Annotated in this window: 27 protein-coding genes and 1 riboswitch; of the genes, 14 read left to right on the forward strand and 13 right to left on the reverse strand. The window is 70.5% G+C overall.

Translation table 11 applies throughout. The features are described from left to right. Positions 1-28 precede the first annotated feature (28 nt). Both femX and IG64_RS15470 read right to left on the reverse strand, forming a co-directional pair. Positions 29-1150 (reverse strand): peptidoglycan bridge formation glycyltransferase FemX, encoded by a 1122-nt coding sequence (gene femX / locus IG64_RS15465; protein ID WP_037856243.1) that lies wholly within the window; start codon positions 1148-1150, stop codon positions 29-31. Between the two features lie 210 nt (positions 1151-1360). Next, positions 1361-1684, reverse strand: a complete 324-nt coding sequence (locus tag IG64_RS15470) for a hypothetical protein (RefSeq protein ID WP_037856245.1) — start codon at positions 1682-1684, stop codon at positions 1361-1363. 297 nt (positions 1685-1981) lie between these two features. On the opposite strand from IG64_RS15470, the gene rpsF reads away from it, so the two are divergent. The 4 genes from rpsF (at position 1982) to rplI (ending at position 3716) form a co-directional block, all read left to right on the forward strand. Further along, positions 1982-2272, forward strand: coding sequence for a 30S ribosomal protein S6 (gene rpsF, locus IG64_RS15475; protein WP_003991486.1), 291 nt, complete (start codon positions 1982-1984; stop codon positions 2270-2272). 77 nt (positions 2273-2349) lie between these two features. Then, the gene (locus tag IG64_RS15480; RefSeq protein WP_037856249.1) at positions 2350-2934 is read left to right on the forward strand and encodes a single-stranded DNA-binding protein; all 585 of its coding nucleotides are present in this window, start codon (positions 2350-2352) and stop codon (positions 2932-2934) included. Between the two features lie 80 nt (positions 2935-3014). Then, entirely contained in the window at positions 3015-3251 is a 237-nt protein-coding gene (gene rpsR / locus IG64_RS15485) for a 30S ribosomal protein S18 (RefSeq protein WP_003949403.1), read from the forward strand. Between the two features lie 18 nt (positions 3252-3269). Next, complete coding sequence (gene rplI / locus IG64_RS15490; protein WP_037856252.1) at positions 3270-3716, forward strand: 50S ribosomal protein L9; 447 nt, start codon at positions 3270-3272, stop codon at positions 3714-3716. Between the two features lie 155 nt (positions 3717-3871). On the opposite strand, the gene IG64_RS15495 is transcribed toward rplI, so the two are convergent. Beyond that, on the reverse strand, positions 3872-5209 hold the full coding sequence (locus IG64_RS15495) for an MATE family efflux transporter (RefSeq protein WP_037856254.1): 1338 nt from the start codon (positions 5207-5209) through the stop codon (positions 3872-3874). A gap of 459 nt (positions 5210-5668) precedes the next feature. Between IG64_RS15495 and dnaB the strand changes: the two genes are divergently transcribed. Continuing rightward, positions 5669-7147, forward strand: coding sequence for a replicative DNA helicase (gene dnaB / locus IG64_RS15500; RefSeq protein WP_037856256.1), 1479 nt, complete (start codon positions 5669-5671; stop codon positions 7145-7147). A 108-nt stretch (positions 7148-7255) separates the two neighbouring features. Here dnaB and def read toward each other — a convergent pair whose 3' ends face one another. Continuing rightward, a complete protein-coding gene (gene def, locus IG64_RS15505; RefSeq protein ID WP_037856257.1) occupies positions 7256-7918 on the reverse strand; it encodes a peptide deformylase in 663 nt (220 codons plus the stop codon). A gap of 151 nt (positions 7919-8069) precedes the next feature. On the opposite strand from def, the gene IG64_RS15510 reads away from it, so the two are divergent. After that, positions 8070-8648 (forward strand): helix-turn-helix domain-containing protein, encoded by a 579-nt coding sequence (locus tag IG64_RS15510; protein ID WP_234438520.1) that lies wholly within the window; start codon positions 8070-8072, stop codon positions 8646-8648. Between the two features lie 52 nt (positions 8649-8700). Further along, the gene (locus IG64_RS15515) at positions 8701-10104 is read left to right on the forward strand and encodes a serine hydrolase domain-containing protein (protein WP_037856259.1); all 1404 of its coding nucleotides are present in this window, start codon (positions 8701-8703) and stop codon (positions 10102-10104) included. Between the two features lie 127 nt (positions 10105-10231). Here the strand turns inward: IG64_RS15515 and IG64_RS15520 are convergent, their stop codons facing one another. Further along, positions 10232-10684, reverse strand: a complete 453-nt coding sequence (locus tag IG64_RS15520) for a GNAT family N-acetyltransferase (RefSeq protein ID WP_037856261.1) — start codon at positions 10682-10684, stop codon at positions 10232-10234. 145 nt (positions 10685-10829) lie between these two features. Further along, entirely contained in the window at positions 10830-11294 is a 465-nt protein-coding gene (locus IG64_RS15525) for a MarR family winged helix-turn-helix transcriptional regulator (RefSeq protein ID WP_037856263.1), read from the reverse strand. A 137-nt stretch (positions 11295-11431) separates the two neighbouring features. On the opposite strand from IG64_RS15525, the gene IG64_RS15530 reads away from it, so the two are divergent. Together IG64_RS15530 and IG64_RS15535 are read left to right on the forward strand one after the other, a co-directional pair. Next, positions 11432-12640, forward strand: a complete 1209-nt coding sequence (locus IG64_RS15530) for an MFS transporter (protein WP_037856266.1) — start codon at positions 11432-11434, stop codon at positions 12638-12640. 189 nt (positions 12641-12829) lie between these two features. Beyond that, entirely contained in the window at positions 12830-13252 is a 423-nt protein-coding gene (locus IG64_RS15535) for a GlcG/HbpS family heme-binding protein (RefSeq protein WP_037856269.1), read from the forward strand. 1 nt (position 13253) lies between these two features. On the opposite strand, the gene IG64_RS15540 is transcribed toward IG64_RS15535, so the two are convergent. From IG64_RS15540 to IG64_RS15555, 4 genes are all read right to left on the reverse strand, one after another. Next, a complete protein-coding gene (locus IG64_RS15540) occupies positions 13254-14120 on the reverse strand; it encodes a GNAT family N-acetyltransferase (protein WP_037856272.1) in 867 nt (288 codons plus the stop codon). Positions 14121-14313: 193 nt separating this feature from the next. Next, entirely contained in the window at positions 14314-14796 is a 483-nt protein-coding gene (locus tag IG64_RS15545; protein WP_037856273.1) for an NUDIX domain-containing protein, read from the reverse strand. Positions 14797-15393: 597 nt separating this feature from the next. Next, complete coding sequence (locus tag IG64_RS15550) at positions 15394-16575, reverse strand: cystathionine gamma-lyase (RefSeq protein ID WP_037856275.1); 1182 nt, start codon at positions 16573-16575, stop codon at positions 15394-15396. A 120-nt stretch (positions 16576-16695) separates the two neighbouring features. Then, on the reverse strand, positions 16696-17073 hold the full coding sequence (locus IG64_RS15555) for a phage holin family protein (RefSeq protein WP_037856278.1): 378 nt from the start codon (positions 17071-17073) through the stop codon (positions 16696-16698). Between the two features lie 47 nt (positions 17074-17120). Between IG64_RS15555 and IG64_RS15560 the strand changes: the two genes are divergently transcribed. The 4 genes from IG64_RS15560 to IG64_RS15575 all read left to right on the forward strand — a co-directional run bounded on the left by IG64_RS15560 (position 17121) and on the right by IG64_RS15575 (position 19463). Further along, a complete protein-coding gene (locus IG64_RS15560; RefSeq protein ID WP_037856281.1) occupies positions 17121-17438 on the forward strand; it encodes a cupin domain-containing protein in 318 nt (105 codons plus the stop codon). Positions 17439-17616: 178 nt separating this feature from the next. Continuing rightward, positions 17617-17829 (forward strand): DUF5326 family protein, encoded by a 213-nt coding sequence (locus IG64_RS15565; protein ID WP_018566258.1) that lies wholly within the window; start codon positions 17617-17619, stop codon positions 17827-17829. A gap of 197 nt (positions 17830-18026) precedes the next feature. After that, positions 18027-18926, forward strand: coding sequence for a helix-turn-helix domain-containing protein (locus IG64_RS15570; RefSeq protein WP_078884027.1), 900 nt, complete (start codon positions 18027-18029; stop codon positions 18924-18926). A gap of 99 nt (positions 18927-19025) precedes the next feature. After that, entirely contained in the window at positions 19026-19463 is a 438-nt protein-coding gene (locus IG64_RS15575) for an SsgA family sporulation/cell division regulator (RefSeq protein ID WP_037856285.1), read from the forward strand. Between the two features lie 82 nt (positions 19464-19545). Here the strand turns inward: IG64_RS15575 and IG64_RS15580 are convergent, their stop codons facing one another. Next, a complete protein-coding gene (locus IG64_RS15580; protein WP_037856287.1) occupies positions 19546-21051 on the reverse strand; it encodes a YibE/F family protein in 1506 nt (501 codons plus the stop codon). Positions 21052-21122: 71 nt separating this feature from the next. Beyond that, a riboswitch (TPP riboswitch) is annotated at positions 21123-21300 on the forward strand. Here IG64_RS15580 and thiC point away from each other — a divergent pair. Continuing rightward, entirely contained in the window at positions 21293-23098 is a 1806-nt protein-coding gene (thiC, locus tag IG64_RS15585) for a phosphomethylpyrimidine synthase ThiC (protein ID WP_037856290.1), read from the forward strand. It overlaps the preceding riboswitch by 8 nt. Before the next feature lie 250 nt (positions 23099-23348). Here the strand turns inward: thiC and IG64_RS15590 are convergent, their stop codons facing one another. Continuing rightward, positions 23349-24212: a hypothetical protein gene (locus tag IG64_RS15590; RefSeq protein ID WP_037856295.1), complete on the reverse strand. Its 864-nt coding sequence runs from the start codon at positions 24210-24212 to the stop codon at positions 23349-23351. Positions 24213-24394: 182 nt separating this feature from the next. Then, on the reverse strand, positions 24395-25507 hold the full coding sequence (locus IG64_RS15595; protein ID WP_267883407.1) for a metallophosphoesterase: 1113 nt from the start codon (positions 25505-25507) through the stop codon (positions 24395-24397). Positions 25508-25645: the final 138 nt, after the last annotated feature.

The following is a 25645-nucleotide window of genomic DNA, read 5'->3' on the forward strand; positions in this document are numbered from 1 at the left end:
CCGACGTCTCGAAGCGAGGAACGCGGGGTCAGCGCCGCGACATGTAGATGTCGAGCGCCTTGTGGAGCAGCTTGTTCAGCGGGAAGTCCCACTCGCCGAGGTACTCGGCGGCCTGGCCGCCGGTGCCCACCTTGAACTGGATCAGTCCGAAGAGGTGGTCCGTCTCGTCCAGCGAGTCCGAGATGCCGCGCAGGTCGTAGACCGTGGCGCCGAGGGCGTAGGCGTCGCGCAGCATCCGCCACTGCATCGCGTTCGAGGGCCGGACCTCGCGCCCGATGTTGTCGGAGGCCCCGTAGGAGTACCAGACGTGCCCGCCGACGATCAGCATCGTCGCCGCGGCCAGGTTCACACCGTTGTGCCGCGCGAAGTACAGCCGCATGCGGTTGGGGTCCTCGGTGTTGAGGGCCGACCACATGCGCTGGAAGTACGACAGCGGCCGGGGCCGGAAGTGGTCGCGCACGGCGGTGATCTCGTACAGCCGCTGCCACTCCTCGAGGTCGTGGTAGCCGCCCTGGACGACCTCGACACCGGCCTTCTCGGCCTTCTTGATGTTGCGGCGCCACAGCTGGTTGAAGTTCTTGTGGACCTCTTCCAGCGACCGGTTGGCCAGCGGCACCTGGAACACGTAGCGCGGCTGGACGTCCCCGAAGCCGGCGCCGCCGTCCTCACCCTGCTGCCAGCCCATGCGGCGCAGCTTGTCGGAGACCTCGAAGGCCCGGGGCTCGATGAAGTCGGCCTCCAGATCACGCAGCCGCTTGACGTCCGCGTCCTGGATGCCCTTCTTGATGGTCTCCGAGTTCCAGCGCCGGATGACCACCGGCGGACCCATCTTGACCGAGAAGGCGCCCTGCCGCTTCAGATGGGCCAGCATCGGCTGGATCCAGTCGTCGAGATTGGGCGCGAACCAGTTGATGACCGGGCCCTCGGGCAGATAGGCGAGGTAGCGCTTGATCTTGGGCAGCTGGCGGTACAGGACGAGTCCGGCACCGACCATGTGGCCGGTGCGGTCGTCGAACCAGCCGAGGTTCTCCGAGCGCCATTCCGCCTTGACGTCTGCCCAGGCCGGGACCTGCATGTGACTCGCCGCCGGCAGGCTCTGGATGTAGGCCAGATGCTGCTCTCGACTGATGGTCCTCAGGGTCAGGCTCATTCGGGGCGCTCCTCGGGCTGGCTTGTCCCCATGGGTTCAGGGGCTCCGGCTCTCGCGCCGAAGCCTACTGCGCCAGGGGAGCGCGCAGACTGGCCGCACACCACCTTCGCACCGGCCTGTCGCCCGGTGCGCGTACGGAATCCGGTGGCCGGACGGCGCCCGCCGGACCCGGCGGGCGCCGTCCGTGACCGCAGCGGCCGGTGCCCGGCGTCAGCTGATGAGGCCGCCGAAGAGCCCGCCGTGGGCCATGCCGAGGAAGAACCCGATGGCGGAGGCGCCCAGACCGAGGATGAGGCCGAAGCGCTCGCGCGTCGTCACCGAGATCCACTGGCCGTACGCCCCGGTGAGGATGCCCGCCAGACCGGCCCAGGAGCTGAGCAGGTGCAGGCTGTGGGAGAGGAGTCCGGTGATGAAGGCGAGCAGGCCCAGCACCAGGGTCACCGCGAGCAGCGTGTCCTGGAGCGGGTGGGTCTTGCCGTCCGTGGCGAAGAGGCCGTTGTTGGAGGCGGCGTTCGGTCGCATCGTCTGTGCCATGGGGCACCTCCTGCGAAAGGCAGCGCATCGTAGCGCCATGTACACCCGAGGTGTCCAGATTGCCGGGTTCTGCGCCCCGATTTCAACCGGAAGCGGGGGTGCGGGTAGTCTGGTCCGTCTGCACTTGTGTCTGCCCGGCCCGAGTACAGGGCAATCTGGGGACGGCCAGGGGATTTCCCCGGGCGACCCCCGTTGTCAGTGCCGGCTGTTTTACTGGCAGACACGATTGCGTACGCATCACAACCCTCCTGCCACGGAACGACCGTGGCCGCTGAGTCCAAAGGAGGTGGGTTCCACATGCGTCACTACGAGGTGATGGTCATCCTCGACCCCGACGTCGAGGAGCGCGCTGTCTCCCCGCTGATCGAGAACTTCCTCTCTGTCGTCCGTGACGGCGGCGGAAAGGTCGAGAAGGTCGACACCTGGGGCCGTCGTCGTCTCGCGTACGAGATCAAGAAGAAGCCCGAGGGCATCTACTCGGTCATCGACCTGCAGGCCGAGCCTGCGGTCGTCAAGGAGCTCGACCGCCAGATGAACCTGAACGAGTCGGTCCTCCGGACCAAGGTCCTCCGCCCCGAGACCCACTGAGCCCTCCCGCTCAGCCGGCCTCGGGATCCGAGCAGCAGCACCAGCAGCCAGCAGCAAACCCGCCGAGAGGTACCCCCATGGCAGGCGAGACCGTCATCACGGTCGTCGGCAATCTCGTCGACGACCCCGAGCTGCGCTTCACCCCCTCCGGTGCGGCGGTCGCGAAGTTCCGCGTCGCGTCCACCCCCCGCACCTTCGACCGCCAGACGAACGAGTGGAAGGACGGCGAGAGCCTGTTCCTGACCTGCTCGGTCTGGCGCCAGGCGGCGGAGAACGTCGCCGAGTCGCTCCAGCGAGGCATGCGCGTCATCGTGCAGGGCCGGCTGAAGCAGCGGTCCTACGAGGATCGTGAGGGCGTCAAGCGCACGGTCTACGAGCTGGACGTCGAGGAAGTCGGCGCCAGCCTGCGCAACGCCACGGCCAAGGTCACCAAGACCACCGGCCGCGGTGGCCAGGGCGGGTACGGCGGCGGTGGCGCCCAGGGTGGTGGCGGCGGCTGGGGCGGCGGCCCCGGCGGCGGCCAGCAGCAGGGCGGTGGCGGCGCTCCCGCCGACGACCCGTGGGCGACCGGCGCTCCCGCCGGTGGCAACCAGGGCGGCGGCTGGGGCGGTGGCTCCGGCGGCAGCAGTGGCGGCGGCTACTCGGACGAGCCCCCCTTCTAGGCCTTCGTCCCGGTCCGCGGACCGGGTCGGGTCGAGGGGTGGGCCGTACCCACACTTCTTGATCACACAGGAGAAACATCATGGCGAAGCCGCCTGTGCGCAAGCCTAAGAAAAAGGTCTGCGCTTTCTGCAAGGACAAGGTCACGTACGTGGACTACAAGGACACGAACATGCTGCGGAAGTTCATTTCCGACCGCGGCAAGATCCGTGCCCGCCGCGTGACCGGCAACTGCACGCAGCACCAGCGTGACGTCGCCACGGCCGTCAAGAACAGCCGTGAGATGGCGCTGCTGCCCTACACCTCCACCGCGCGATAAGGGAAGGGTGACCTATTCATGAAGATCATCCTGACCCACGAGGTCACCGGCCTCGGTGCCGCGGGCGACGTCGTCGACGTCAAGGACGGTTACGCTCGCAACTACCTGATCCCGCGGAAGTTCGCGATCCGCTGGACCAAGGGTGGCGAGAAGGACGTCGAGCAGATCCGTCGTGCTCGCAAGATCCACGAGATCCAGACCATCGAGCAGGCCAACCAGATCAAGGCCCAGCTCGAGGGTGTGAAGGTCCGTCTGGCCGTCCGCTCCGGCGACGCCGGTCGTCTCTTCGGTTCCGTCACGCCGGCCGACGTCGCTTCGGCGATCAAGGCCGCCGGTGGTCCCGAGGTCGACAAGCGCCGCATCGAGCTGGGTGCGCCGATCAAGACCCTGGGCGCCCACGAGACGTCCGTGCGTCTGCACCCCGAGGTTGCCGCCAAGGTCAACATCGAGGTCGTCGCGGCCTGATCGCCGTGCTCGGCTGACCGCAGTCGACAGAGGGGGCCGTACCCGGCGGGGTACGGCCCCCTCTGCGTGGTCGTGAAGACGAGCGAACGAGGAGAACCCGGGGGCTGCTCGCGGGGTTCGTTTCACGTGAAACACCGCCGCACCGGGGCGCTGCTTCAGCGGGTCGCGCCCGTCACCAGCCAGCGGCCCGACCGGGTCCGTATCCACAGTGTCAGCATGCGGACCGCCACCATGAGAGCCATCGCGCCCCACAGGGCGGTGAGCCCTCCGCCGAACACAGGCACCAGAAGCGCGGCGGGCGTGAACACGGCCAGGGTCACGAGCATCGCCCCGGCCAGGTACGAGCCGTCCCCCGCGCCCATCAGGACACCGTCGAGAACATAGACGACGCCGCAGACCGGCTGGGAGAGGGCCACCAGCAGCAGCGCGGGAAGGGCGGTGTCCTTCACGGTGGAGTCACCGGTGAACAGGGGCAGGAAGACCGGACGTGCCACGACGACCAGAAGCCCGAGGACGGCCCCGGCCGCGACGCCCCACTGCACCATGCGGCGGCACGCTCCTCGGGCGCCTTCGGCATCATCGGCGCCGAGAAAGCGGCCGATGATGGCCTGCCCCGCGATCGCGATGGCGTCGAGAGCGAAGGCGAGCAGGCTCCACAGGGACAGGATGATCTGGTGGGCGGCGATGTCCGCGTCGCCCAGCCGGGCCGCGACCGCGGTGGCGATCATCAGGATGGCCCGCAGGGAGAGCGTGCGGACCAGTAGCGGCACACCGGCCTGCGCGCACGCCTTGATACCAGCGGCGTCCGGACGCAGGGAGGCGCCGTGCCTGCGGGCTCCGCGGACGACCACGGTGAGGTAGACCGCGGCCATGCCCCACTGGGCGATGACGGTGCCCCACGCCGAGCCGGCGATGCCGAGTCCGGCGCCGTAGACGAGGCCGGCGTTGAGGGCGGCGTTCCCGACGAAGCCCGCGACGGCGACGTACAGGGGTGTTCGCGTGTCCTGCAGTCCGCGCAGCACACCGGTGGCGGCGAGGACGACGAGCATCGCCGGGATGCCCAGCGCGGAGATGCGCAGGTAGGTCGTCGCGTACGGGGCGGCCGTGGGGGAGGCGCCGAAGAGGTCCACCACACCGGGGGCGGTGGGCAGGACGGCCACGATGACGGCGGCCCCGAGCAGCAGGGCCAGCCACACCCCGTCCATTCCCTGGCGGATCGCGGCCTTGAGGTCGCCCGCGCCGACGCGGCGTGCGACGGCGGCCGTGGTGGCGTAGGCGAGGAAGACGAAGATGCTCACGGCGGTCGTCAGCAGGGCCGAGGCGACGCCGAGTCCGGCGAGCTGTGCGGTGCCGAGGTGGCCGACGATCGCGCTGTCGGCCATCACGAAGAGGGGCTCGGCGACGAGCGCGCCGAAGGCCGGGACGGCCAGCGCGACGATCTCCCGGTCGTGTCTGCGCCGGTCGGCCGAGGGGCGTGCGGGGGCCTGTGTCATGGGCACCAATGTAACCGTCCACAGGTAAGAGATGCAACGCCTTTGAGGCCCTTACGTAGCCCCGCGAGCTGTGCACTTGTGCGCCGCGTCCGAACCGATCTTGGCCCGATGGGGAAAGTTTTTCTTCTGCACAGCCAGTGGACGGCAAAGTTGCAGGTCAGATGGGGTGAGCAGAAACCGGCGAGGGCTTGTTCACAGCGCTGTCCACCGGGTCATGCACAGGTTTCGCGGAGTTCTCCACAGCATAGGGCCGGTCGTCCACATGGCCTGTGGATAACCAGATTGGCTGACGGTGCCCGGGGGCCTACCGTGGTCCGGCGCCCGCTCCGTTCTCCGGCTTTCGAACCGTCCCAAAACGACGCGCCGGAAGGGGAGTCGGGCCTCTCGATTTGTCAGTGCCGTGCCGTAGAAATGAGGGGCACGGCGAGGTCCGCTCGGCGGACGGGAGGAGGCCGCTCGGTGAGCATTTCCGAGCCCTTGGACGACCCGTGGGCCGACAGCGGACCAGGGGACCGTCTGCCTGCCTCCCGCCGGCGGCCCGACGGCGGAGGCGGCCGCGGCGAACAGCACGACCGGGGCCGGGACAGCGGCGCCTGGGAGGGCGGGGGCTCGGCCTTCGAGCGAGTCCCCCCGCAGGACCTCGACGCGGAGCAGTCCGTGCTCGGCGGAATGCTCCTGTCCAAGGACGCCATCGCGGACGTCGTCGAGATCCTCAAGGGCCACGACTTCTACAAGCCCGCCCACGAGACGATCTACCAGGCCGTCCTCGACGTCTACGCCAAGGGCGAGCCCGCCGACCCCATCACCATCGCCGCCGAGCTGACCAAGCGCGGTGAGATCAACAAGGTGGGCGGCGCGTCGTATCTGCACACGCTCGTGCAGACGGTGCCCACCGCGGCCAACGCCGCCTACTACGCGGAGATCGTCCACGAGCGTGCGGTGCTGCGCCGTCTGGTCGAGGCCGGCACCCGGATCACCCAGATGGGTTACGCGGCCGACGACGACGTCGACGAGATCGTCAACCGCGCCCAGGCCGAGATCTACGCGGTCACCGAGCAGCGCACCAGCGAGGACTACCTGCCGCTGGGCGACATCATGGAGGGCGCGCTCGACGAGATCGAGGCGATCGGGTCGCGCAGCGGTGAGATGACCGGCGTGCCCACCGGGTTCACCGACTTCGACTCGCTGACCAACGGGCTCCACCCCGGCCAGATGATCGTCATCGCCGCCCGTCCCGCGATGGGCAAGTCGACGCTGGCGCTGGACTTCGCACGCGCCGCCTCGATCAAGCACAACCTGCCGAGTGTCATCTTCTCCCTCGAGATGGGGCGCAACGAGATCGCGATGCGCCTGCTGTCGGCGGAGGCCCGCGTCGCCCTGCACCACATGCGCTCGGGCACGATGACCGACGAGGACTGGACCCGGCTGGCCCGCAGGATGCCGGACGTGTCCGCCGCCCCGCTCTACATCGACGACTCCCCGAACCTGTCGATGATGGAGATCCGGGCCAAGTGCCGGCGCCTGAAGCAGCGCAGCGACCTCAAACTGGTCGTCATCGACTACCTTCAGCTGATGCAGTCCGGCGGTTCCAAGCGGGCCGAGAGCCGCCAGCAGGAGGTCTCGGACATGTCCCGTAACCTCAAGCTGCTCGCCAAGGAGCTGGAGATCCCGGTCATCGCGCTCTCCCAGCTCAACCGTGGCCCCGAGCAGCGCACCGACAAGAAGCCGATGGTCTCCGACCTGCGTGAGTCCGGCTCCATCGAACAGGATGCCGACATGGTCATCCTGCTGCACCGTGAGGACGCCTACGAGAAGGAGTCTCCGCGGGCGGGCGAGGCCGACCTGATCGTCGCCAAGCACCGTAACGGCCCGACCGCGACGATCACGGTCGCCTTCCAGGGGCACTACTCCCGCTTCGTGGACATGGCCCAGTCCTGATCCGACGCTGCCGGGCAGCCCCACCAGGGCCGGGGCGCGTGGCCCCCGCCTGGGGCCGGCTCGGGCGGGGGTGTGCGGTCGGGCCGGGCGGGCGACACCACGACCCGCTCACCGGCCCAGAGCGGCGGCCTCGGCCGCGCGCCGGGCGAAGACGTCGTCCCGGTGGTCCGCCATCTGCCGCAGGGCGTCCTTGCGGTCCCGCCGGGAGAGCCGGTCCAGGTAGGTGCGGCCTTCGAGGTGGTCGCACTCGTGCTGCAGACACCGGGCGAAGTACCCCGTTGCCTCGATGACGACCGGAGCGCCGTCCTTGTCGGACCCGCGGACGACCGCGCGGTCGGTGCGGGGGACGGCCATGGCGGCACCGGGGACGGAAAGGCAGCCCTCGAAGTCCTCGAGGAGGTGCCGCCCGCCCGGATCGGGCAGGTGCAGCACCGGGTTGACGACATGACCGACGTGCCGGATCCCGTGGTCGTCCGAGCAGTCGTACACGAACAGTCGCAGATCCACGCCGACCTGACTGGCGGCCAGGCCGGCCCCGTCGGCCACGTACATGGTCAGGAACATGTCGTCGATCAACGCGGACAGCGCCGGGGTCCCGAATTCGCTCACCTCCCGGCAGGGCCGGCTCAGCACCTCTTCGCCGACCACCGTGATCCGGCGGACCGATCCCCGCTCCGCCTCCGCGGGGCGCGCCGGAAAGGCGTCGACGGGGCGGCCTTGTACGCGGACCCGCCGGTCCTCGGGGCCGGGACGCTCGTGTCGGTCGGTCACGGTGCCTCTCCTTCGTGCCGGGGCTCGCACAAGGGCGCTCGTGCCAGGACTTCCGGGAGGTCCCTTTGCCGGGTCCTCTTGCCAGGGATTCCGGTCCCGGATCCCGTCAGGGCTCTTGCGGTGAGCTTTGCAAAGTAGCAGACTTTGCAAAGTGACTGAGGAGCTGAACGACGTCCGTGAGGACCGGACCCGTGACGTGGTCGCCCCCCTGCGCGAGCACGGGGTCCGTACGGCGCTCCTCGAACTGCTCGCCGAAGTCGGCACCGTCACGGCGACCGAGGCCGCTTCCCGGCTGGGCTACAGCTCCGGTCTCTGCTCGTTCCACCTGCGGCAGCTCGCCCGCCACGGGCACATCGAGGAGGCCCCGCACAGTGGGGGACGCGCCCGGCCCTGGCGTCTGGTGGCGAGTGGACCGGCCGACGACGGCACCGGGCGGGACGAGTTCGGTGCGCTGGCCCGGGGGCTGGAGGACGAGAGCTGGCAGCGCTGGCTGACCCGGCGGGACGACGCCCCGCCCGCGTGGCGTCACGACGAGGCGTTCAGCGCCGTCGCCTATCTGACGCCCGAGGAGATGAGCCGGGTCGCGGACGTGGTCCGCCGGGCGCTCGCGCCCTACCAGGACCGCGAGCAGCGGCCCTTGGCCCGCCCGGACGGCGCTCGGCCGGTGGCCCTCATCATGCGTCTCTTCCCCCTGCTGCCCCACACACCGGACGAGACGGGTCGGAGGTGAGCCAGGCACGAATCCGCTCGACGTGCGCGTCCGTACCGGATGGACTGGGGGCATGACGACACCTCGGGATGAACTTCTGCCCAGCACCCGCCGGTCCCTGACCCACCGGATCGCCGTCGCCCAGGCCGAAGGACGGACACCGTCCCTGGTCGCCTCCGTCGTGCGGGGCGGCGAGGCGGTCTGGCACGGTGCGCGGACGTCCGTGGACGGGCACGCACCGGACGAGAACACGCAGTACCGCATCGGCTCCATCACCAAGACGTTCACCGCCGTCCTCGTCCTGCGGCTGCGGGACGAAGGCCTGCTCGACCTCGGTGACCCCGTGGAGAAGCACCTGCCGGGTACGGCCGCTTCCGAGGCGACGATCGCCGACCTGCTGGCCCACACGGGCGGGCTGGCCGCGGAGTCGCCCGGACCCTGGTGGGAGCGGACCCCGGGGTCGCTGCGCCCCGAACTCGCCGATGTGCTGGGCGAGGATCCGCTACGGCACCCGGTGGGCAGGCGATTCCACTACTCGAACCCGGGTTACACGGTGCTGGGCGCGCTCGTCGAGAAGCTGCGCGGTGCTCCCTGGGAGGACGTGCTGCGTCGGGAGGTGCTCGAACCCCTGGGGCTGAGCAGTACGAGCGCCCGCCCGCGTGCGCCGCACGCGGATGGCTGGGCGGTGCACCCCTGGGCCGACGTGATGCTTCCCGAGCCCGTCGAGGACCTCGGCCGGATGGCGCCGGCCGGTCAACTCTGGTCGACAACGGGGGACCTGGGCCGGTTCGCCGCGTTCCTCGCCCGGGGTGACGAGCGGGTGCTGAGTGCCGGATCGGTCAGGGAGATGCGCACCCCGGCGGCTCCGTCCGGGACCGCGGACGTGGCGGCGGGGTACGCGTACGGGCTGGGAATGGAACTGCGACGCTCGGGCGAGCGGCTGCTGGTGGGGCATACGGGATCGCTTCCCGGCTTCCTCGCCTCGCTGACCCTCTCCGTGGAGGACGATGTGGCCGCCGTGGTGCTGACCAACTGCACCTCCGGCCCCGCGGTGGCCTCCGTGGGCGCCGATCTCGTCCGCATCGTCGCCGATGCCGAGCCGCGTGTCCCGGACGCCTGGCGGCCGCTGCGGGACATCGATCCGCAGGTGCTGGAGCTGGCGGGCCAGTGGTACTGGGGGACCCAGGGCTTCGGCCTGCGGGTGACCGCCGACGGGCTTCTCTCGCTCGAGCCGCTGGCGGGCAACGGCCGCAGGTCGCGGTTCCGGCCGAACGGCGACGGCACCTGGACAGGCCTGGAGGGCTACTACGCGGGGGAGTCGCTGCGGGCGGTACGGCGGCCGGACGGGTCCGTGGACCACCTGGACCTGGGATCGTTCGTGTTCACACGGCAGCCGTACGACGCCGGGGCCGCGGTGCCCGGGGGTGTCGACCCGGAGGGATGGCGGGGCATCGGCCCGTCCCCGAAGGACAGCTAGCTCTTGCCCGCGGTCAGGAGACCGGGCTTCTGAGAGGCACCGGCGGCGGTGGGCGTTTCACGTGAAACGCCCACCGGTGAAACGCCCACCCCCGTCCCGTGGTGAGAGGGGGCCGGGGCGCGGCCTTTCACAGGGACAGCTTGTAACCCACGTGCGAGGCCTCGAAGCCCAGCCGTTCGTAGAAGCGGTGGGCGTCGGTGCGTGTCCGGTCCGACGTCAGCTGCACCAGTCGGCAGCCCTCGCGTCGTGAGGTGTCGATCGCCCACTGGATGAGCCGGGTGCCCAGGCCGTTGCTCCGTTCGTCGGCGTGGACGCGGACGCCTTCGATGATCGAGCGGGTGGCACCGCGCCGGGACAGCCCCGGAACGACCGAGAGCTGGAGCGTGCCCACGACGCGCCCGTCCCGCAGTGCCACGACCAGATGCTGGTTCGGGTCGGCGCGGAGCCGTTCCAGCGCGGCCAGGTAGGGCGCGAGGTCGTCGGGTGACTCGCGCAGTGCGCCCAGCGGGTCGTCCGCGAGCAGCGCGACGATCGCGGGGACGTCCTCGGCTACGGCCGCACGTATTTCAAGATCTCCCATGCCCGGAGCTTAAGGGTCTCTCGTGCGGGTCCTGCCGGCGCGGGGCGGACGGGAGGCGGGGGCCTGGGCCTGACTGCCGGGTCGGCACGGTCCGGGCGGCGGCGCCGGGTGGCCGCCCGCGTGGCGGGGCTGCCGGGACGGGGCGCTATGCCACCGCGGGGGCGTGCAACGACTCCACGACGCGGACCAGGGGCGTCAGCTCCGGATTCTCGGCGGCCTCGTCGAGTGCCTCCCGCAGGGCCGTGTCGTTCGTCGGTCTGGCCTCCTCCAGGAGGCGGAGGCCGGTCTCTGTGACGTTGGTGTAGATGCCCCGGCGGTCGGTGGGGCACAGGTACCGCTCGAGGAGGCCGCGGTCCTCGAGCCGGGTGACGAGCCGGGTGGTGGCGCTCTGGCTGAGGACGACCGCGTCGGCGACCTGCTTCATCTGCAGATGACCGCCGTCGCCGTCGTGCTGCCGGCTGAGCACGTCGAGCAGTGAGTACTCGCGCACGCTCAGGCCGTGGCCCGCCTGGAGAGCGCGCTCGATGTGGGTCTCGATCCTGCTGTGCAGCAGGGAGAGGGCGCACCAGCCCTGGGCGAGGGCGGTGAGCGCGGGGTCCGTCGCTGTCATGGCGGTTCCTCCATCCCGGGGCGGGTGTCTCAAGGATAGGGCAGCGCCGCGATTGTCGGCGGTTGCATTTATCCCGCGTCTGCAATTATTGTCGATGAACGTAAACCGCTCCTGCAATCATTCCGGAAGGTACCCCCATGCCTCTCGCGCTCCTGGCCCTCGCGATCGGGGCCTTCGGCATCGGCACGACCGAGTTCGTGATCATGGGCTTGCTGCCCCAGGTCGCCGGTGACTTCGGGGTCTCCATCCCGACCGCGGGCCTGCTCGTGACCGGTTACGCGGTGGGCGTCATGCTCGGCGCTCCCCTGATGACCGTTCTGGGCACCAAGATCTCCCGCAAGCGCATGCTGATGCTGCTGATGGGCCTGTTCATCGCCGGGAACCTGCTCTCGGCACTGGCCCCCACCTTCCCGGTCATGCTGGTCGGCCGCGTGGTCGCCTCGCTCGCACACGGTGCCTTCTTCGGGATCGGCTCGGTGGTCGCGGCGGATCTGGTGGCCCCCGGCAAGCGGGCCGGTGCCATCGCGATGATGTTCACCGGGCTGACCTTCGCCAACGTCGTCGGCGTACCGCTCGGCACGTTGATCGGCCAGTCCGCCGGCTGGCGTGTCACCTTCGCGGCGGTCGCCGCCCTCGGGGTCGTCGGCCTGGCCGGCATCGCCCGGCTCGTCCCCGAGATGCCCCGCGCGGAAGGGGTCCGTCTGCGTCACGAACTCGCCGCCTTCAAGAACACCCAGGTCCTGCTCGCCATGGCGATGACCGTGCTCGGCTTCGGCGGGGTGTTCGCGGCGATCACCTACATCGCGCCGATGATGACCCGCGTCACCGGCTTCGCCGACGGCTCCGTCACCTGGCTGCTGGTCCTCTTCGGTCTCGGCATGGTCGCGGGCAACCTCGTCGGCGGCAGGTTCGCCGACCGTGCCCTGATGCCCCTGCTGTACATCTCCCTGAGCGCCCTCGCCCTGGTGCTCGCGCTCTTCACCCTCACCGCGCACGACAAGATCGCGTCCGCCGTGACCATCATCCTGATCGGTGCGTTCGGCTTCGCGACCGTGCCGCCCCTGCAGAAGCGCGTCCTGGACCAGGCACACGGCGCCCCGACCCTGGCCTCGGCCGTGAACATCGGGGCCTTCAACCTCGGCAACGCGCTGTCGGCGTGGATCGGTGGACTGGTCATCGACGCCGGCTTCGGCTACACCGCGCCCAACGGCGTCGGCGCCGTACTCGCGGTGGGTGCCCTGGTGCTCGCCGTCGTCTCCGCCGCCCTCGAACGCCGGGGCGGTACCTCGCAGGCGGCCGTCACCGGGGACGTCCCGGCGGAGCGGCCCACGCCCGTAACCCACTGACCGGAGCCTGCCGGGGCTGCCCCCGGCGCCACCGGGCGCCGTGCCGCCGTCGCGTCATCCGGTCCCCCACTTCCCCACCTGCCACGGCCGGGACCCACCCGGGCGTGGCACCACCCGGCCGGGACATCACCTGCCGGTAAGACAGCGGGGACCGTCCCGTCCCCCGCACAACCACAGGAGCAATCTCTGATGAGCACCACGCACGCCGTAGTCCCGCTGACCGTCCAGGACGCCGACGTCCTCGTCTCGGCGGCCCACCGTGCCGCCGAGGCGGCCGGGGTCGCCGTCAGCGTCACCGTGCTGGACGCGGGCGGGCATCTGCTCGCCTTCCGCCGGGACGACCGGGCCGTCCTCATCGCCGGGGAGACCAGCACCCGCAAGGCCTACACGGCGCTCCAGCTGGACGCCCCGACGGCCGACCTGGTCGACGCCGTGCAGCCGGGCGGTCTCTTCCACACTCTGCCCACCGCGCTCGACCGGCCGCTGCTGTTCATCGCGGGCGGCGTACCCGTGCGCCGCGACGGCCGGCTGATCGGAGCGGTCGGGGTCGGCGGCGGCGCGCCGGAACAGGACCACGCCTTCGCCGTCACCGCGGTGGAAGAGCTCGGCTGACTCAGCCTGCCGCCACGGTCAGCGGAGCGAACCGCCGGGCCCAGTCCCCGGGCAGCTCCGCGATCCCGTGCGTCATGACGGCGTTGGACATCACGGACTCCAGTCCACGCTGTTTCACCCAGTGCAGCAGTTCTTCGTGGCGTACGTCGATGTCGGTCCGCAGCGGACGCTCGGTGCGGGCGGCGAGGGAGGCGATCAGGGCCTTCGCGGTCTCCGTGTCCCGTGCGATCAGCGGGCCGACCACGTGCGTGTTCATGTTGGGCCAGGCAGCCGCGTAACCGATGATCCGGCCGTCGTCCTCCGCGACCCGGAGGTGGTCGGCGAACGCGGGCAGCCGGGTGATCAGAGGCGTCCGGTCCACTCCGAAGACCTCTTCGTCCAGCCGGAGGATGCCGGCCAGGTCGTCGGCCGAGGCCGGACGCGTGACCGGGCCGCCCGGCCTCTCCTCCGGTACGAAGCGGCCGAGGACCATCTCCGACATGCCGGTGACCTTGAAGCCCAGCTCCTCGTACAGCGGACGTCCGCTGGGGGTGGCGTACAGGGTCAGCGGGGTGGTGCCCGCCACCGAGACGATGTGACGCATCAACCGGCGGCCGATGCCCTGGCGCGCGTGGCGCTCGGCGACTAGGACCATGCCGACGGCATGCAGGCCCGGCCGCGCGGGCGGCCCGTACTCAGTGACGACGCAGGCGGCGATCAGCCCCCCGTCGGGGTCGTCGATGCCGAACCCCTTGCCGGCGGAGAGGAGCAGGCCCCACTTGTGTTCCTCACGCTGCCAGCCCCGGTTCTCGGACAGGTCTGCGCAGGCGGTGAGGTCATGGCGCGTCAGGGGGCGGATGGGCAGAGCGGCAGGGGAAGGAGTCGACACGCAGGTCAGGCTGTACGACGGAGGGTGTCGGCGTCCACCCGTTTCGAGAGAGACGTACGTGCTTTTGGCCATGCCCCGGCGCTCGGCCGGCCGGAGGCTGCCCAGGACAGGGCCTCGGCCGTGGCCCGGCTCCGCACCCGGTATCGGCTGTTTCACGTGAAACGTGGACGACAGCTTCACAAGCCGTGGAGGGTCAGCCGATGTCCGGGGCGTGCAGGGCCCGCACGCCCTCGATGTTCCCGTCGAGATAGTGCCTCAGAGACAGCGGTACGAGGTGGACGGAGGCGATCCCCACCCGGGTGAAGGGCACACGCACGATCTCGTACTCCCCGGCGGGCTCGTCGACCTCCGGTCCGTGACGCAGGGCGGGGTCCATCGACTCCAGGCGGCACACGAAGAAGTGCTGCACCTTCACGCCGGTCGCGCCGCCGTCCTCGCCGATGTGCTCCACGGTGTCCACGAAGCAGGGGACGACGTCGGTGATCTTCGCGCCCAGCTCCTCATGAACCTCTCGGTGCAGGGCGTCGACGACGGTCGTGTCGCCCGCTTCGACCCCGCCGCCCGGAGTGACCCAGTAGGGATCGACTCCTGGTCTGGTGCGCTTGATCAGGATCAGGTCGTCGCCGTCGAGCAGGACGGCGCGGGCGGTGCGCTTGACCACGGGTCGGACGGTCATGGGAGAAATGTGGCCCGGCTGGTTCCACGTGAAACATCGCGGGAACCTCCTCGTGAGCGGATCCGCCGGCAGCGGCCCGGGTACGCGGCGACCGGCCGCCGAGCAGGTGCCGCGTGCACGGAAACGCGGCTCCCGTGCCGGGCCGGCTCAGCCACCACCGTCGGCCCGCCGCGCCCGTCAGCCGCTCGTGGGTCCGCGCGATGTGCGGCAGCGCCGGTGTGCCGGTACGCGCCGTACTGATCACCGGGTCGTGGTGGCCCGCCGACAGCCCCTCCAGGGTCTCCTAGGCTGTTCCGAAGGCGACGCGCCGGGCGGAGCCCCGCCCCGCGCCACGGTCGCCCGCTGGTGAACGAGCCGGCGCGGTGGGCGGTCCGCGAAGGTGCGCAGCACCGCCAGGCCCACGACGCGCCTGCCCTCTCGCCGTCCTCCGCGCAGTCCCCGGCCGCGCCCGACCGTGAGTACGCCGACAGGCCTCTGCGGCCAGGGTGACGGGACACTGACTCAGAGCCGACGGACCTTGTTCCCGGAGTTCTTCGCCCGCGGAACCGAGGACGGTCCGAGCCACGGGGGAGGCTCGGACCGTCCGTCACGCATCGGTCAGTGCGCCGACGCGTCCAGGGCGCGCAGCACGTCCGCCACCAGGTCCGCCGGGTCCTCGGCGCCGACGGACAGCCGGATGAAGCCTTCCGGGACCGCGTCGCCGCCCCAGCGTCCGCGCCTCTCGGCGGTGGATCGCACACCGCCGAAACTCGTCGCGTCGTCCACGAGCCGCAGCGCGTCGAGGAAGCGCTCGGCACGCTCGCGTGTGGGCAGGACGAAGGACACCACACACCCGTGGCGCCGCATCTGACGCGAGGCGATCGCGTACGAGGGGTCGTCGGGCAGCCCGGGGTAGCGCAGTCCGGTCACCTCGGGGCGTCCGCGCAGCGCCTCGGCGACGGCGAGCGCGGAGGTGTTCTGCCGGGCGACACGCAACTGCAGCGTGGCGATCGAACGGTGGGCCAGCCAGGCCTCCATGGGTCCGGGAATGGCCCCGACGATCTTGCGCCACCGCCGCACGGCCGCCATGGCCTGCGCGTCGCGGCCGGCCACGTAGCCCAGCAGGACGTCGCCGTGCCCGGTGAGCTGCTTGGTACCGCTGGCCACGGAGAAGTCCGCACCCAGGTCCAGCGGCCGCTGCCCCAGGGGCGTGGCGAGGGTGTTGTCGACGGCGACCAGGGCGCCCCGCGCGTGTGCCGCCTCGGCCAGCCGCCGGATGTCGCACACGTCGAGCCCGGGGTTCGACGGGGACTCGATCCACAGCAGCCGTGCACCGTCCAGCACGCCGAGCTGGGCGTCTCCGCCGGTCGGCGCGGTCCGCACCTCGATGCCGTACGCCTCCAGCTGGGTGCGGACCAGGGGCAGCGCCTGGTAGCCGTCGTCGGGCAGGACCACCGTGTCTCCCGAGCGGAGCTGGGAGAAGAGCACCGAGGAGATGGCCGCCATGCCGGAGGCGAACACGAGGGTCTCGACGTCGTTCTCGCCGGGCGCCTCCAGCTCGCCGATGGCGTTCTCCAGCAGGGACCAGGTCGGGTTCTCGTCGCGTCCGTAGGTGTACGGGCCCGTCGGGTCGCCGGGCAGGTGGAAGTGGGCGGCGAACACGGGCCCGGGGAGCGTGGGTTCGTGTCTGACCGGTTCGGGGAGCCCGGCCCGTACGGCGCGCGTGCCGTCACCGGAACCGGCGGGCGCGCGGGTGCCCCTCCGCGTGCCCTCTGCGCCGTTCGCAGCGGAATCGTTCATGCCGCCCGTCCCTTCACATGCTCTCGTGCCGTGGCGAGCAGGCCGTGGCTCACCGTCTCCCCCACCTTCTCAGGACACGGCGGCCGGACCGGTGGGGCACCCCTCGGGCGGGTGAGGTCCTCAGTCCTCGTCCGGCAGGACCATGTGCAGGGCCCAGGAGACGACCGAGATGATCAGTCCGCCGACGACGGCGGTCCAGAAGCCCTCCACGTGGAAGCTCAGGTGGACCTTGCCGGCCACCCAGGAGGTCAGCAGCAGCATCAGGGCGTTGACGACCAGGGTGATCAGGCCCAGCGTCAGGATGAACAGGGGAAAGGTCAGTACTTTCACCACCGGCTTGACGAGGAAGTTCACCAGACCGAACACCAGCGCGACACCGATGAGGGTGCCGGCCTCCTTGGCCTTGTTGTCCCCGGTCAGGGTGATCTTGTCGAGCAGCCAGACGGCGACCGCCAGGGCGCCCGCGTTGGCGATCGTCTTGACTACGAAATTCTTCATGTGTCTGATCGTGGCAGACGAGATCGACGACGAACACGGGCGAGGCGATGAAGGCATTCCGGCTGGACGAACTGGAGGCGGAGCGTGCCGCCAACGACGGTGCGTACCTGCAGTTCCTGCGGGAACGGAACATGTCGGTGGGGCTGTACGCACTGGACGCGGGCGAGAACGACCCGCAGAGCCCGCACCGCCAGGACGAGGTCTACTTCGTCGTGAGCGGGCGTGCCTCCATCACGGTCGGGCTGGAGACGACCGAAGTGGCGCGCGGTAGCGTCGTCTACGTGCCGGCCGGAGTCGCCCACAAGTTCCACCACATCAGCGAGGACCTGCGGGTCCTCGTGGTGTTCTCTCCGCCGGAAGCGTGAGGCGCCGTCTCAGGGTTCCCTAGGGGAAGGGTCAGGGACGGACAAGGGATGCGAAAGCCCCGCTCAGACCCCCGCCGGCCCTAGCATCGGAGCAGGACGTACGACAGGTCCGGCACCGCGGTTCGCGGGCCGTTCGGGAATCCGGCGCAGGGCCGGCGAAGAGGTAAGGACGAGGGCAATGCGAGAGGTCTTCACGGGTCTGCCGTGGTGGGTGAAGTGGATCGCGGTGCCGGTCATCGCCCTGGTCGTCTTCGGCAGCCTGATAGCGACGGTCGTCGGCTTCGTGATCGGTCTGCTGTTCAAGCTGCTGATCTTCGTCGCGCTGATCGGCGGTCTGATCTACATCGTGCGGAAGTTCATGTCGAGTTCGTCGTCGCGCGGCGACTGGTGAGTCTCCCGGGACACCGGTGAACCCTGACGGGCCGCACCGGTTCCCTCGCGGGAGGGAAGTTTTCCGGACAGGCCGTCCTGAAGCGGTGACAGGCCGATAGGGTCCGGGAATCGACGCGGGGGCCGGCCCCCGCGGGCAGCGTTCCCCCACCCGTGTCTCCCCGCACGGGCTGCCCCCTCGCGCTACGGGAGTGACCCTTGGCCACGGTTGACACCGCACACGCCGAACCGCACGCGCCCCCGGCTCCCCGGGCGCCGTCCGGTTCCACAGGGCTCCCTGCGCAGCCGCGTTCCGCGCCCGCGCTCCAGCGCCCGCGCGTCGGCGTCCCGGAGCAACCGCCCGCACCGGCGGCCCAGACCCTCATCGGATCCGTGCAGCGCGCGATGCGTCTGCTGGAGACCGTCGCGGGACACGAGCACGGCGCCCCCGCCAAGCAACTAGCACGCGAGACGGGCCTCGCCCTCCCCACCGCCTACCACCTGCTGCGGACGCTGGTGCACGAGGGCTATCTGTACCGGGACAGAGGACTGTTCTTCCTCGGTGAGGCGGCCGAACGCCTGAGCAGCCGCGGAGCGGCGCAGAAACGTCGCAGCACGGTCGTCGACTCGCTCGCACAATGGCGTGATCTGATCGGTGTCCCGGTCTATTACGCGATGTACCGGGACGGTGAGATCGAGGTCGTGTGCGTCTCCGACACCCCGGGCACTCCGGCGGTCCAGGAGTGGGCCGACTTCCGGGAGACCGGCCACGCCCACGCCATCGGCCAGTGCCTGCTGTCGCAGCTGGACGAGAGCGCGCGCCGCGACCACCTGTCCCGCTATCCGGTCCGGTCCCTCACCCCGTACACGGTCCGTGACGACCACACCCTGTTGCGACGCCTGGAGCGGACAGGCCGGATGCAGCCCGTCACGGAGCGGCAGGAGTACGCGCTGGGGACGGTCTGCGCGGCCATTCCGATCACCGTGGGCGCCGTGGCCGCGACGATGGCCCTCTCGCTCCCCGCGCACCAGGCCGACCGCCTGCTGCCCGCGGCTCGGCAGCTGCAGAGCGAGGTGGGACGGCGTGTCGGCTCCCTGGCACTCGCTATCAGTATCTGAAAACTCACTCCTTGTGATCTGCCATATACGTTCAGCAAGATGCCACCAGTGTTTATGGGGATCATTCCCGGCCAGTCGACGGCAGATGACGGGGTAGTGATGCGCGAGTCCGTACAGGCAGAGGTCATGATGAGCTTTCTCGTGTCCGAGGAGCTCTCCTTCCGCATTCCGGTGGAACTGCGGTACGAGGCCTGTGATCCCTATGCCGTACGGCTGACCTTCCATCTGCCCGGAGACGCCCCGGTCACCTGGGCCTTCGGACGTGAACTGCTGGTCGACGGTGTGGGGCGGCCGTGCGGGGACGGCGATGTGCGTGTCTCGCCCGCCGACTCCGACTCCCTGGCCGAGGTGCTGATCCGGCTTCAGGTCGGCGGTGACCGCGCGCTGTTCCGCTCCTCCACGGCACCCCTCGTGGCGTTCCTCGACCGCACGGACAAACTGGTGCCGTTGGGCCAGGAGGGCGCTCTGGCGGACTTCGACACGCACCTCGACGAGGCGCTGGACCGCATCCTGGCGGAAGAACAGAGCGCGGGCTGAAGCGTTTCTTCAACCGGCGGCGTGCGGTGGAGTAACGCTTCACCGCACGCATCGAAGCCAGCTCACCGCTCTCGGGGGCAGCTCACCGCTTGCGCCGTCGTCCTCTGCCGCCGCGTGCCGGTGCGGGCAGAGCGGCCGCGGCCTCGAGAGGCGCCGCACCCGGGCGGTCGGCCGAGACGACCAGAGCCGCCAGGGCGGTGGTGACCGGTACGGACGCGACCAGGCCGATCGACCCCACGAGCGTGCGGACGATCTCCTCGGCGACGAGTTCGCTGGTCGCCACGGCCCCCACGCTGCTTCGCGCGATGGAGAAGAGCAGCAGCAGCGGCAGGGCCGCGCCCGCGTAGGCCAGCACCAGGGTGTTGACCACGGACGCGATGTGGTCGCGTCCGATGCGGATGCCGGCGCGGTACAGCCCCCGCCAGCCCATCGCCGGGTTGGCCTCGTGCAGCTCCCACACCGCCGACGTCTGCGTCACCGTCACATCGTCCAGGACACCGAGCGAGCCGATGATCACACCGGCGAGCAGCAGGCCGCTCATGTCGATCGACGGATACAGGCCATGGATCAGGCCCGTGTTGTCGTCCGTGTTGCCGGTGAGCGCGGCCCAGCCGATGAACAGCGAACCCAGGATGCCGATCAGCACCAGGGAGATCAGTGTGCCGAGCACGGCCACCGAGGTACGGGCCGACAGACCGTGGCACAGGTAGAGCGCGATCAGCATGATCGCGCTCGATCCGACCACCGCCACCACCAGCGGGTTCGACCCTTGCAGGATCGCGGGCAGGATGAAGAGGTCCAGCACCAGGAAGCTGATGGCCAGCGCGACCAGAGCCATGACGCCCCGCATCCGCCCGACGACCACGACGGCGAGTGCGAAGATTCCGGCCAGCAGCGCCATGGGGAAACCCCGGCTCACGTCCGTGACGGAGTACTGCAGATCCCTCGGGGCGGCGGGCTCGTAGGCGGCGACGACCTTCTCCCCCTGATGCAACTGCCGTGACTGGTCCGGCTGCACGATCTCGGTGAAGGTGCGTCCCTTGTCCTTGCCGGTGTCGACGCGGATCGTGGCCTTCTTGCAGGTGCCGGACGACTGCGCCCGGGCCGAAGCACCCTCGGCGGCGGAGGTGTCACCGGTCGGCGTGTCACCGGAGGCGTTCACCGCCTTGCAGCTCACCGTCACCACCGAGGTGACCGTGGCCTGCTGCGTCTGCCGGTCGAAGCCCACACCGGTGCGCTCGTGGGCGGGGCTCCCGCCCGGCCAGAGCACGGCGAGCCCGACCGCCACCGCGGCGGCGAAGGGGATCAGGATCGCGGCGATGACCTTGCGGAGGTGCTGCGAGACCGGGGCGGCAGGACCATGGCTGTGACTGTGGGCGTGGCCGTGTCCGTGGCCACCTCCCGGACCACCGGGGCGGCCGGTCCTGCGGCCGTCCGTGCGCAGGGTTCCCTCGGCCTGCCCGTCCTCGTGGCCGTGCTCGTGCCCCTGTCCACGCTCGTGTTCCTGCCCGTGTTCTCGCCCGTGCGGGGTGCCGGATCCGCGCCGCGGCTCGGGGGGCGGAGGGGGGAACTGCTGGGTCGTGGTCACCGCCAGATCATCGCAAGAACGGCCGGGGCCCACTGTTCACCGCGCCATGGATGACGCTAGCGTGGAGGCACCTTTGCACACGCGGGAGCTCGGAGCACCGGGCTGAGAGGGCGCTGACCTCCGTCTTCGCGATGTTTCACGTGGAACGAGCGACGTTCCGCGGGAAATGCCGCCGGACGGAAGCCGCTGCGTCGACCGCCGAACCTGTTACCGGGTAATGCCGGCGTAGGGAGTAGGTCTCATGACCAACAAGGACGTACGCACGCCTGCCTCCGAGCAGTTGTCCAGCGACGGGGAGCAGACCGCTTCCCGCGAGGAGGCCGGGAAGTCCATCGGCTGGCACAAGGCGTATGTCGAGGGCTCACGCCCCGATCTGCGGGTGCCGGTCCGTCAGGTGCACCTCACCAACGGGCAGTCGGTCACGCTGTACGACACTTCGGGCCCGTACACCGATCCGCTCGTCGACACCGATGTCCGCCGCGGTCTTGCACCGCTGCGGGAGAACTGGATCGTCGCCCGCGGCGACACCGAGGAGTACGCGGGCCGTCCGGTCCGCCCCGAGGACGACGGGATCAAGCACACCGCGCCGCGCGGGGGCCTGCGCAACCTCGACGCGGTGTTCCCGGGCCGGCCACGCCAGCCGCGGCGGGGCCGTGACGGCCGGGCCGTGACGCAGCTCGCCTATGCGCGCCGTGGGGAGATCACACCGGAGATGGAGTACGTGGCGATCCGGGAGAACGTCTCTCCCGAGGTCGTCCGCGAGGAGATCGCGGCGGGCCGCGCGGTGCTCCCGGCCAACGTCAACCACCCGGAGACCGAGCCGATGATCATCGGCAAGCGCTTCCTGGTGAAGGTCAACGCGAACATCGGCAACTCCGCGGTGACCTCCTCGATCGAGGAGGAGGTCGAGAAGATGACGTGGGCGACCCGCTGGGGTGCCGACACCGTCATGGACCTCTCCACCGGCCGCAACATCCACACCACCCGTGAATGGGTGCTGCGCAACTCCCCCGTCCCCATCGGAACGGTGCCGCTCTACCAGGCCCTGGAGAAGGTCGACGGCAGGGCCGAGGAGCTGACCTGGGAGATCTACAAGGACACCGTCGTCGAGCAGGCAGAGCAGGGCGTGGACTACATGACGGTCCACGCCGGCGTACGCCTGGCGTACGTGCCGCTGACCGCGAACCGCAAGACCGGCATCGTCTCGCGCGGCGGCTCGATCATGGCGGCCTGGTGCCTCGCGCACCACAAGGAGTCGTTCCTCTACGAGAACTTCGAGGAACTCTGCGAGATCCTCGCCGCCTACGACGTCACCTACTCCCTCGGCGACGGGCTCAGGCCGGGCTCGATCGCGGACGCCAACGACGAGGCGCAGTTCGCGGAGTTGCGGACGCTGGGGGAACTCAACACGATCGCCAAGCGTTTCGACGTACAGACCATGATCGAGGGCCCGGGGCACGTCCCGATGCACAAGATCAAGGAGAACATCGACCTTCAGCAGGAGATCTGCGATGAAGCTCCGTTCTATACGCTCGGACCGCTGACGACGGACGTCGCTCCGGCGTACGACCACATCACCTCCGGGATCGGCGCCGCCATGATCGCCTGGTGGGGCACGGCGATGCTCTGTTACGTCACGCCCAAGGAGCACCTGGGCCTGCCCAACCGGGACGACGTCAAGACCGGTGTCATCACCTACAAGATCGCCGCGCACGCGGCCGACCTCGCCAAGGGGCACCCGGGTGCCCAGGAGTGGGACGACGCCCTCTCCGACGCCCGCTTCGAGTTCCGGTGGGAGGACCAGTTCAACCTGGCCCTCGACCCGGACACGGCACGGGAGTTCCACGACGAGACCCTGCCGGCGGAGCCCGCGAAGACGGCCCACTTCTGCTCGATGTGCGGTCCGAAGTTCTGCTCGATGAAGATCTCGCAGGACATCCGCCGGGAGCACGGCACCAGCCGGACCGAGATCGAGGAGGGCATGGCCCAGAAGTCCAAGGAGTTCGCCGCGGCGGGCAACCGGGTGTACCTGCCGCTCGCGGAGTAGAACCGTCGGCTGCCGGGCGGGAGCGGGGCGCGGGGTGGTTTCCGGCCATCTGGCTCCCGCCCGGCGGCCCGGTGTCCGGGTGGTGCGTGAGGAGGCCGGCGGGGTGTGGCCCGGGCGTGTGGGGCTTTGCCGCTCGGGGCGCATGTGCGCGGGGCCGCTGGCCGCTCGCGGTGCGGGCGGCCAGCCTCTGCCGGACGTGCCGCCGTGTGCGCCCGGCGGGGAGCAGGTGGGCCCGTACCGGCCGGGGCGGTCACTCCGGCCGGTGTTCCGGTCCTCCGAAGTCCGGGCTGCTGAAGTCGGGGCTGGAGAAGCTCGGGCGGGAGCCCGTGACCCCGTCACCCGGGCTGCTGAAGCCGGGGCGGTCGTAGCCGAGCTGCGGCATGCGGCCGCTCGGCGACGACGGGTCCGTCCGGTGCGGGGTGGCGGATCCGGAGGCCGCGAGGGCGTCGCGGAGGAAGGGCAGGATGCCGCGTTCGAGCAGGGCGTCGTGCCAGGCGTCGCGTGCGCGGGCGAGTTCCTCGTCGGCCTCCCCGTACGGCGCGGTGCCCGGTGACGGGCGGTTGCGCAGCGCGGTGAGCAGCAGTGCCACCCCGGCCGCGAGGATGGCGGCCGCGGTCACGGCGCCGAAGACCCAGCCCACGGTGACCAGGCTCTGGGCGAAAGCCGGCACCGGGTCGAGCATCTTCAGGACGTATCCGACGAGGAGGAAGAGGGCGGCGGCGATCCCCGCGAGGACGGGGGCGAGGACCGCGACCACGGCGGCGGCGCCGGCTCCGCTGGTCTCGACGGCCTCTCCGACGGCGGCCGCGAGTCCGGCGGTTGCCCCGCCGGGTTCCGCGGTGCCGGTCTCGCGGACGGACGTCGCGACGGAGGGTGCCGGCCGGCGCAGTTCCTCGCGGACCTTCACGTAGTGCTGGTACTCGGTCGCCGCGGCCGCGGTGATCAGGGCGGTGGCGTTGAGGGCCATGGTGCGCAGTTGTCCGGTGGTGAGCCGCTGTCCGACGGCGGTCGGTTCCAGGCGGTGCGGGGCGGAGCGCAGCGCCTCATCGAGGATCCGCTCGTACGCCTGGCGGTCCTCGCTCAGCAGGTGCTGCGGAACGCTGTTCATGTGCATCCCCCGATGCTCCGTAGGGCTTGGGGCTCGCATGACGGCGAGCCGTCGGGCAGAAACGGAGGGGAGCCTGCTACGGATAAGCCGATGGTAGAGCCGTCACGGCGCGCGGTGACAGGGGGTTTCCACAAATTGCGCGCCGAGCTGTGTTCCGGCCCGGCCTCGGGGACCGGGGCGCCGAACGGTCAGATGTCGAGCGGCAGTTGCTGGACCAGCAGCTTTCCGGCCATGGTGACGCCGCCGTCCATCGCGATGGCCAGCCCGTCGGCGTAGACGTGTGGTCCCTCCACGAGCGGGCCCGTGGTCTCGTCGCCGTCCTCGGAGCCGACTTCGCCCAGCAGGTAGGGAATGGGGCTGTGGCCGTGGACGATGCGGGTGCCGCCGTACGTGTCGAGCAGTGAGCGCACGGCGTCGGCGCCGCCCTCGTCGCGGAAGGAGAAGCGCTTGGTGAACTTGCGGAACAGGTCCCAGCACTCGTCCGCGTCGTTGCGGGTGAGGGTCTCGCGGACGGTGTCGTTGACCGCTTCGATCGAGTCGCCGTAGTCGAGGTAGGAGGTGGTGTCGGAGTGCACGAGCAGGTACCCGTCGACCTCCTCGACCGCGTCGAGGCGGGCCATCCACTGCAGGTGGTGGTCCTGGAGGCGGTCCATGTCGGACTTCTGGCCGCCGTTGAGCAGCCAGGCCGCCTGGAAGGTGGCGGTGCCAGCACCGGAGTTGACGGGGGTGTCGCCGAACCGCTTGGCGCCGAGCAGGAGGAGTTCGTGGTTGCCCATGAGGGCCTTGCAGTAGCCGCCGGCCGCCGCCGCCTCGGCGGACAGCCGCATCACCAGGTCGATGACGCCGATGCCGTCCGGGCCGCGGTCGGTGAAGTCGCCGAGGAACCACAGCCGCGCGGTGCCCGCGCACCACTGGCCCGCGGAGTCGACGAGGCCCTGCTCCTGGAGGGCGGCGACCAGCTGGTCGAGGTAGCCGTGCACGTCGCCGACGACGTACAGCGGGCCGGGACCGGCCGGTGGCTGCGCGGCCGGCAGCGGAGCGGGTTCCACCGCCGCCTGGGCCGTGTCCCCGCGCTGGATGACGGGCAGGTCGCGCTGGGTGGGCGTGTACGCGTCCGGGTAGCCCTCCTCGGGCGCCGAGGGGCCCTCTTCCAGGGGCGGCGCCGTGTCGGCGGGGGGCGCGCTGGGGGCGTACGGACCGGTCTCGTTCATGTACGCGGGCACCCGGAAGTCGCGCAGTGTCGCCGTCCGCTCCGCCTCGGGTCCCTGACCGGCCCCCTGAGTCATCGACCCCTCCACCATCGCGCCGCATCTGCACCGCATCGGACTGCCTGGTCGCAGCGGCCCGCGGTGTCGTGCGCCCATCATAGGAATGCGGATCGCGCCGTGTGATGACCCAGGGGTGGTGAATCGGAGCAGGACTCAGGTTCACCGCGGCTT

The sequence above is a fragment of the Streptomyces sp. NRRL S-340 genome (assembly GCF_000720185.1).
Taxonomy (GTDB): Bacteria; Actinomycetota; Actinomycetes; order Streptomycetales; family Streptomycetaceae; genus Streptomyces.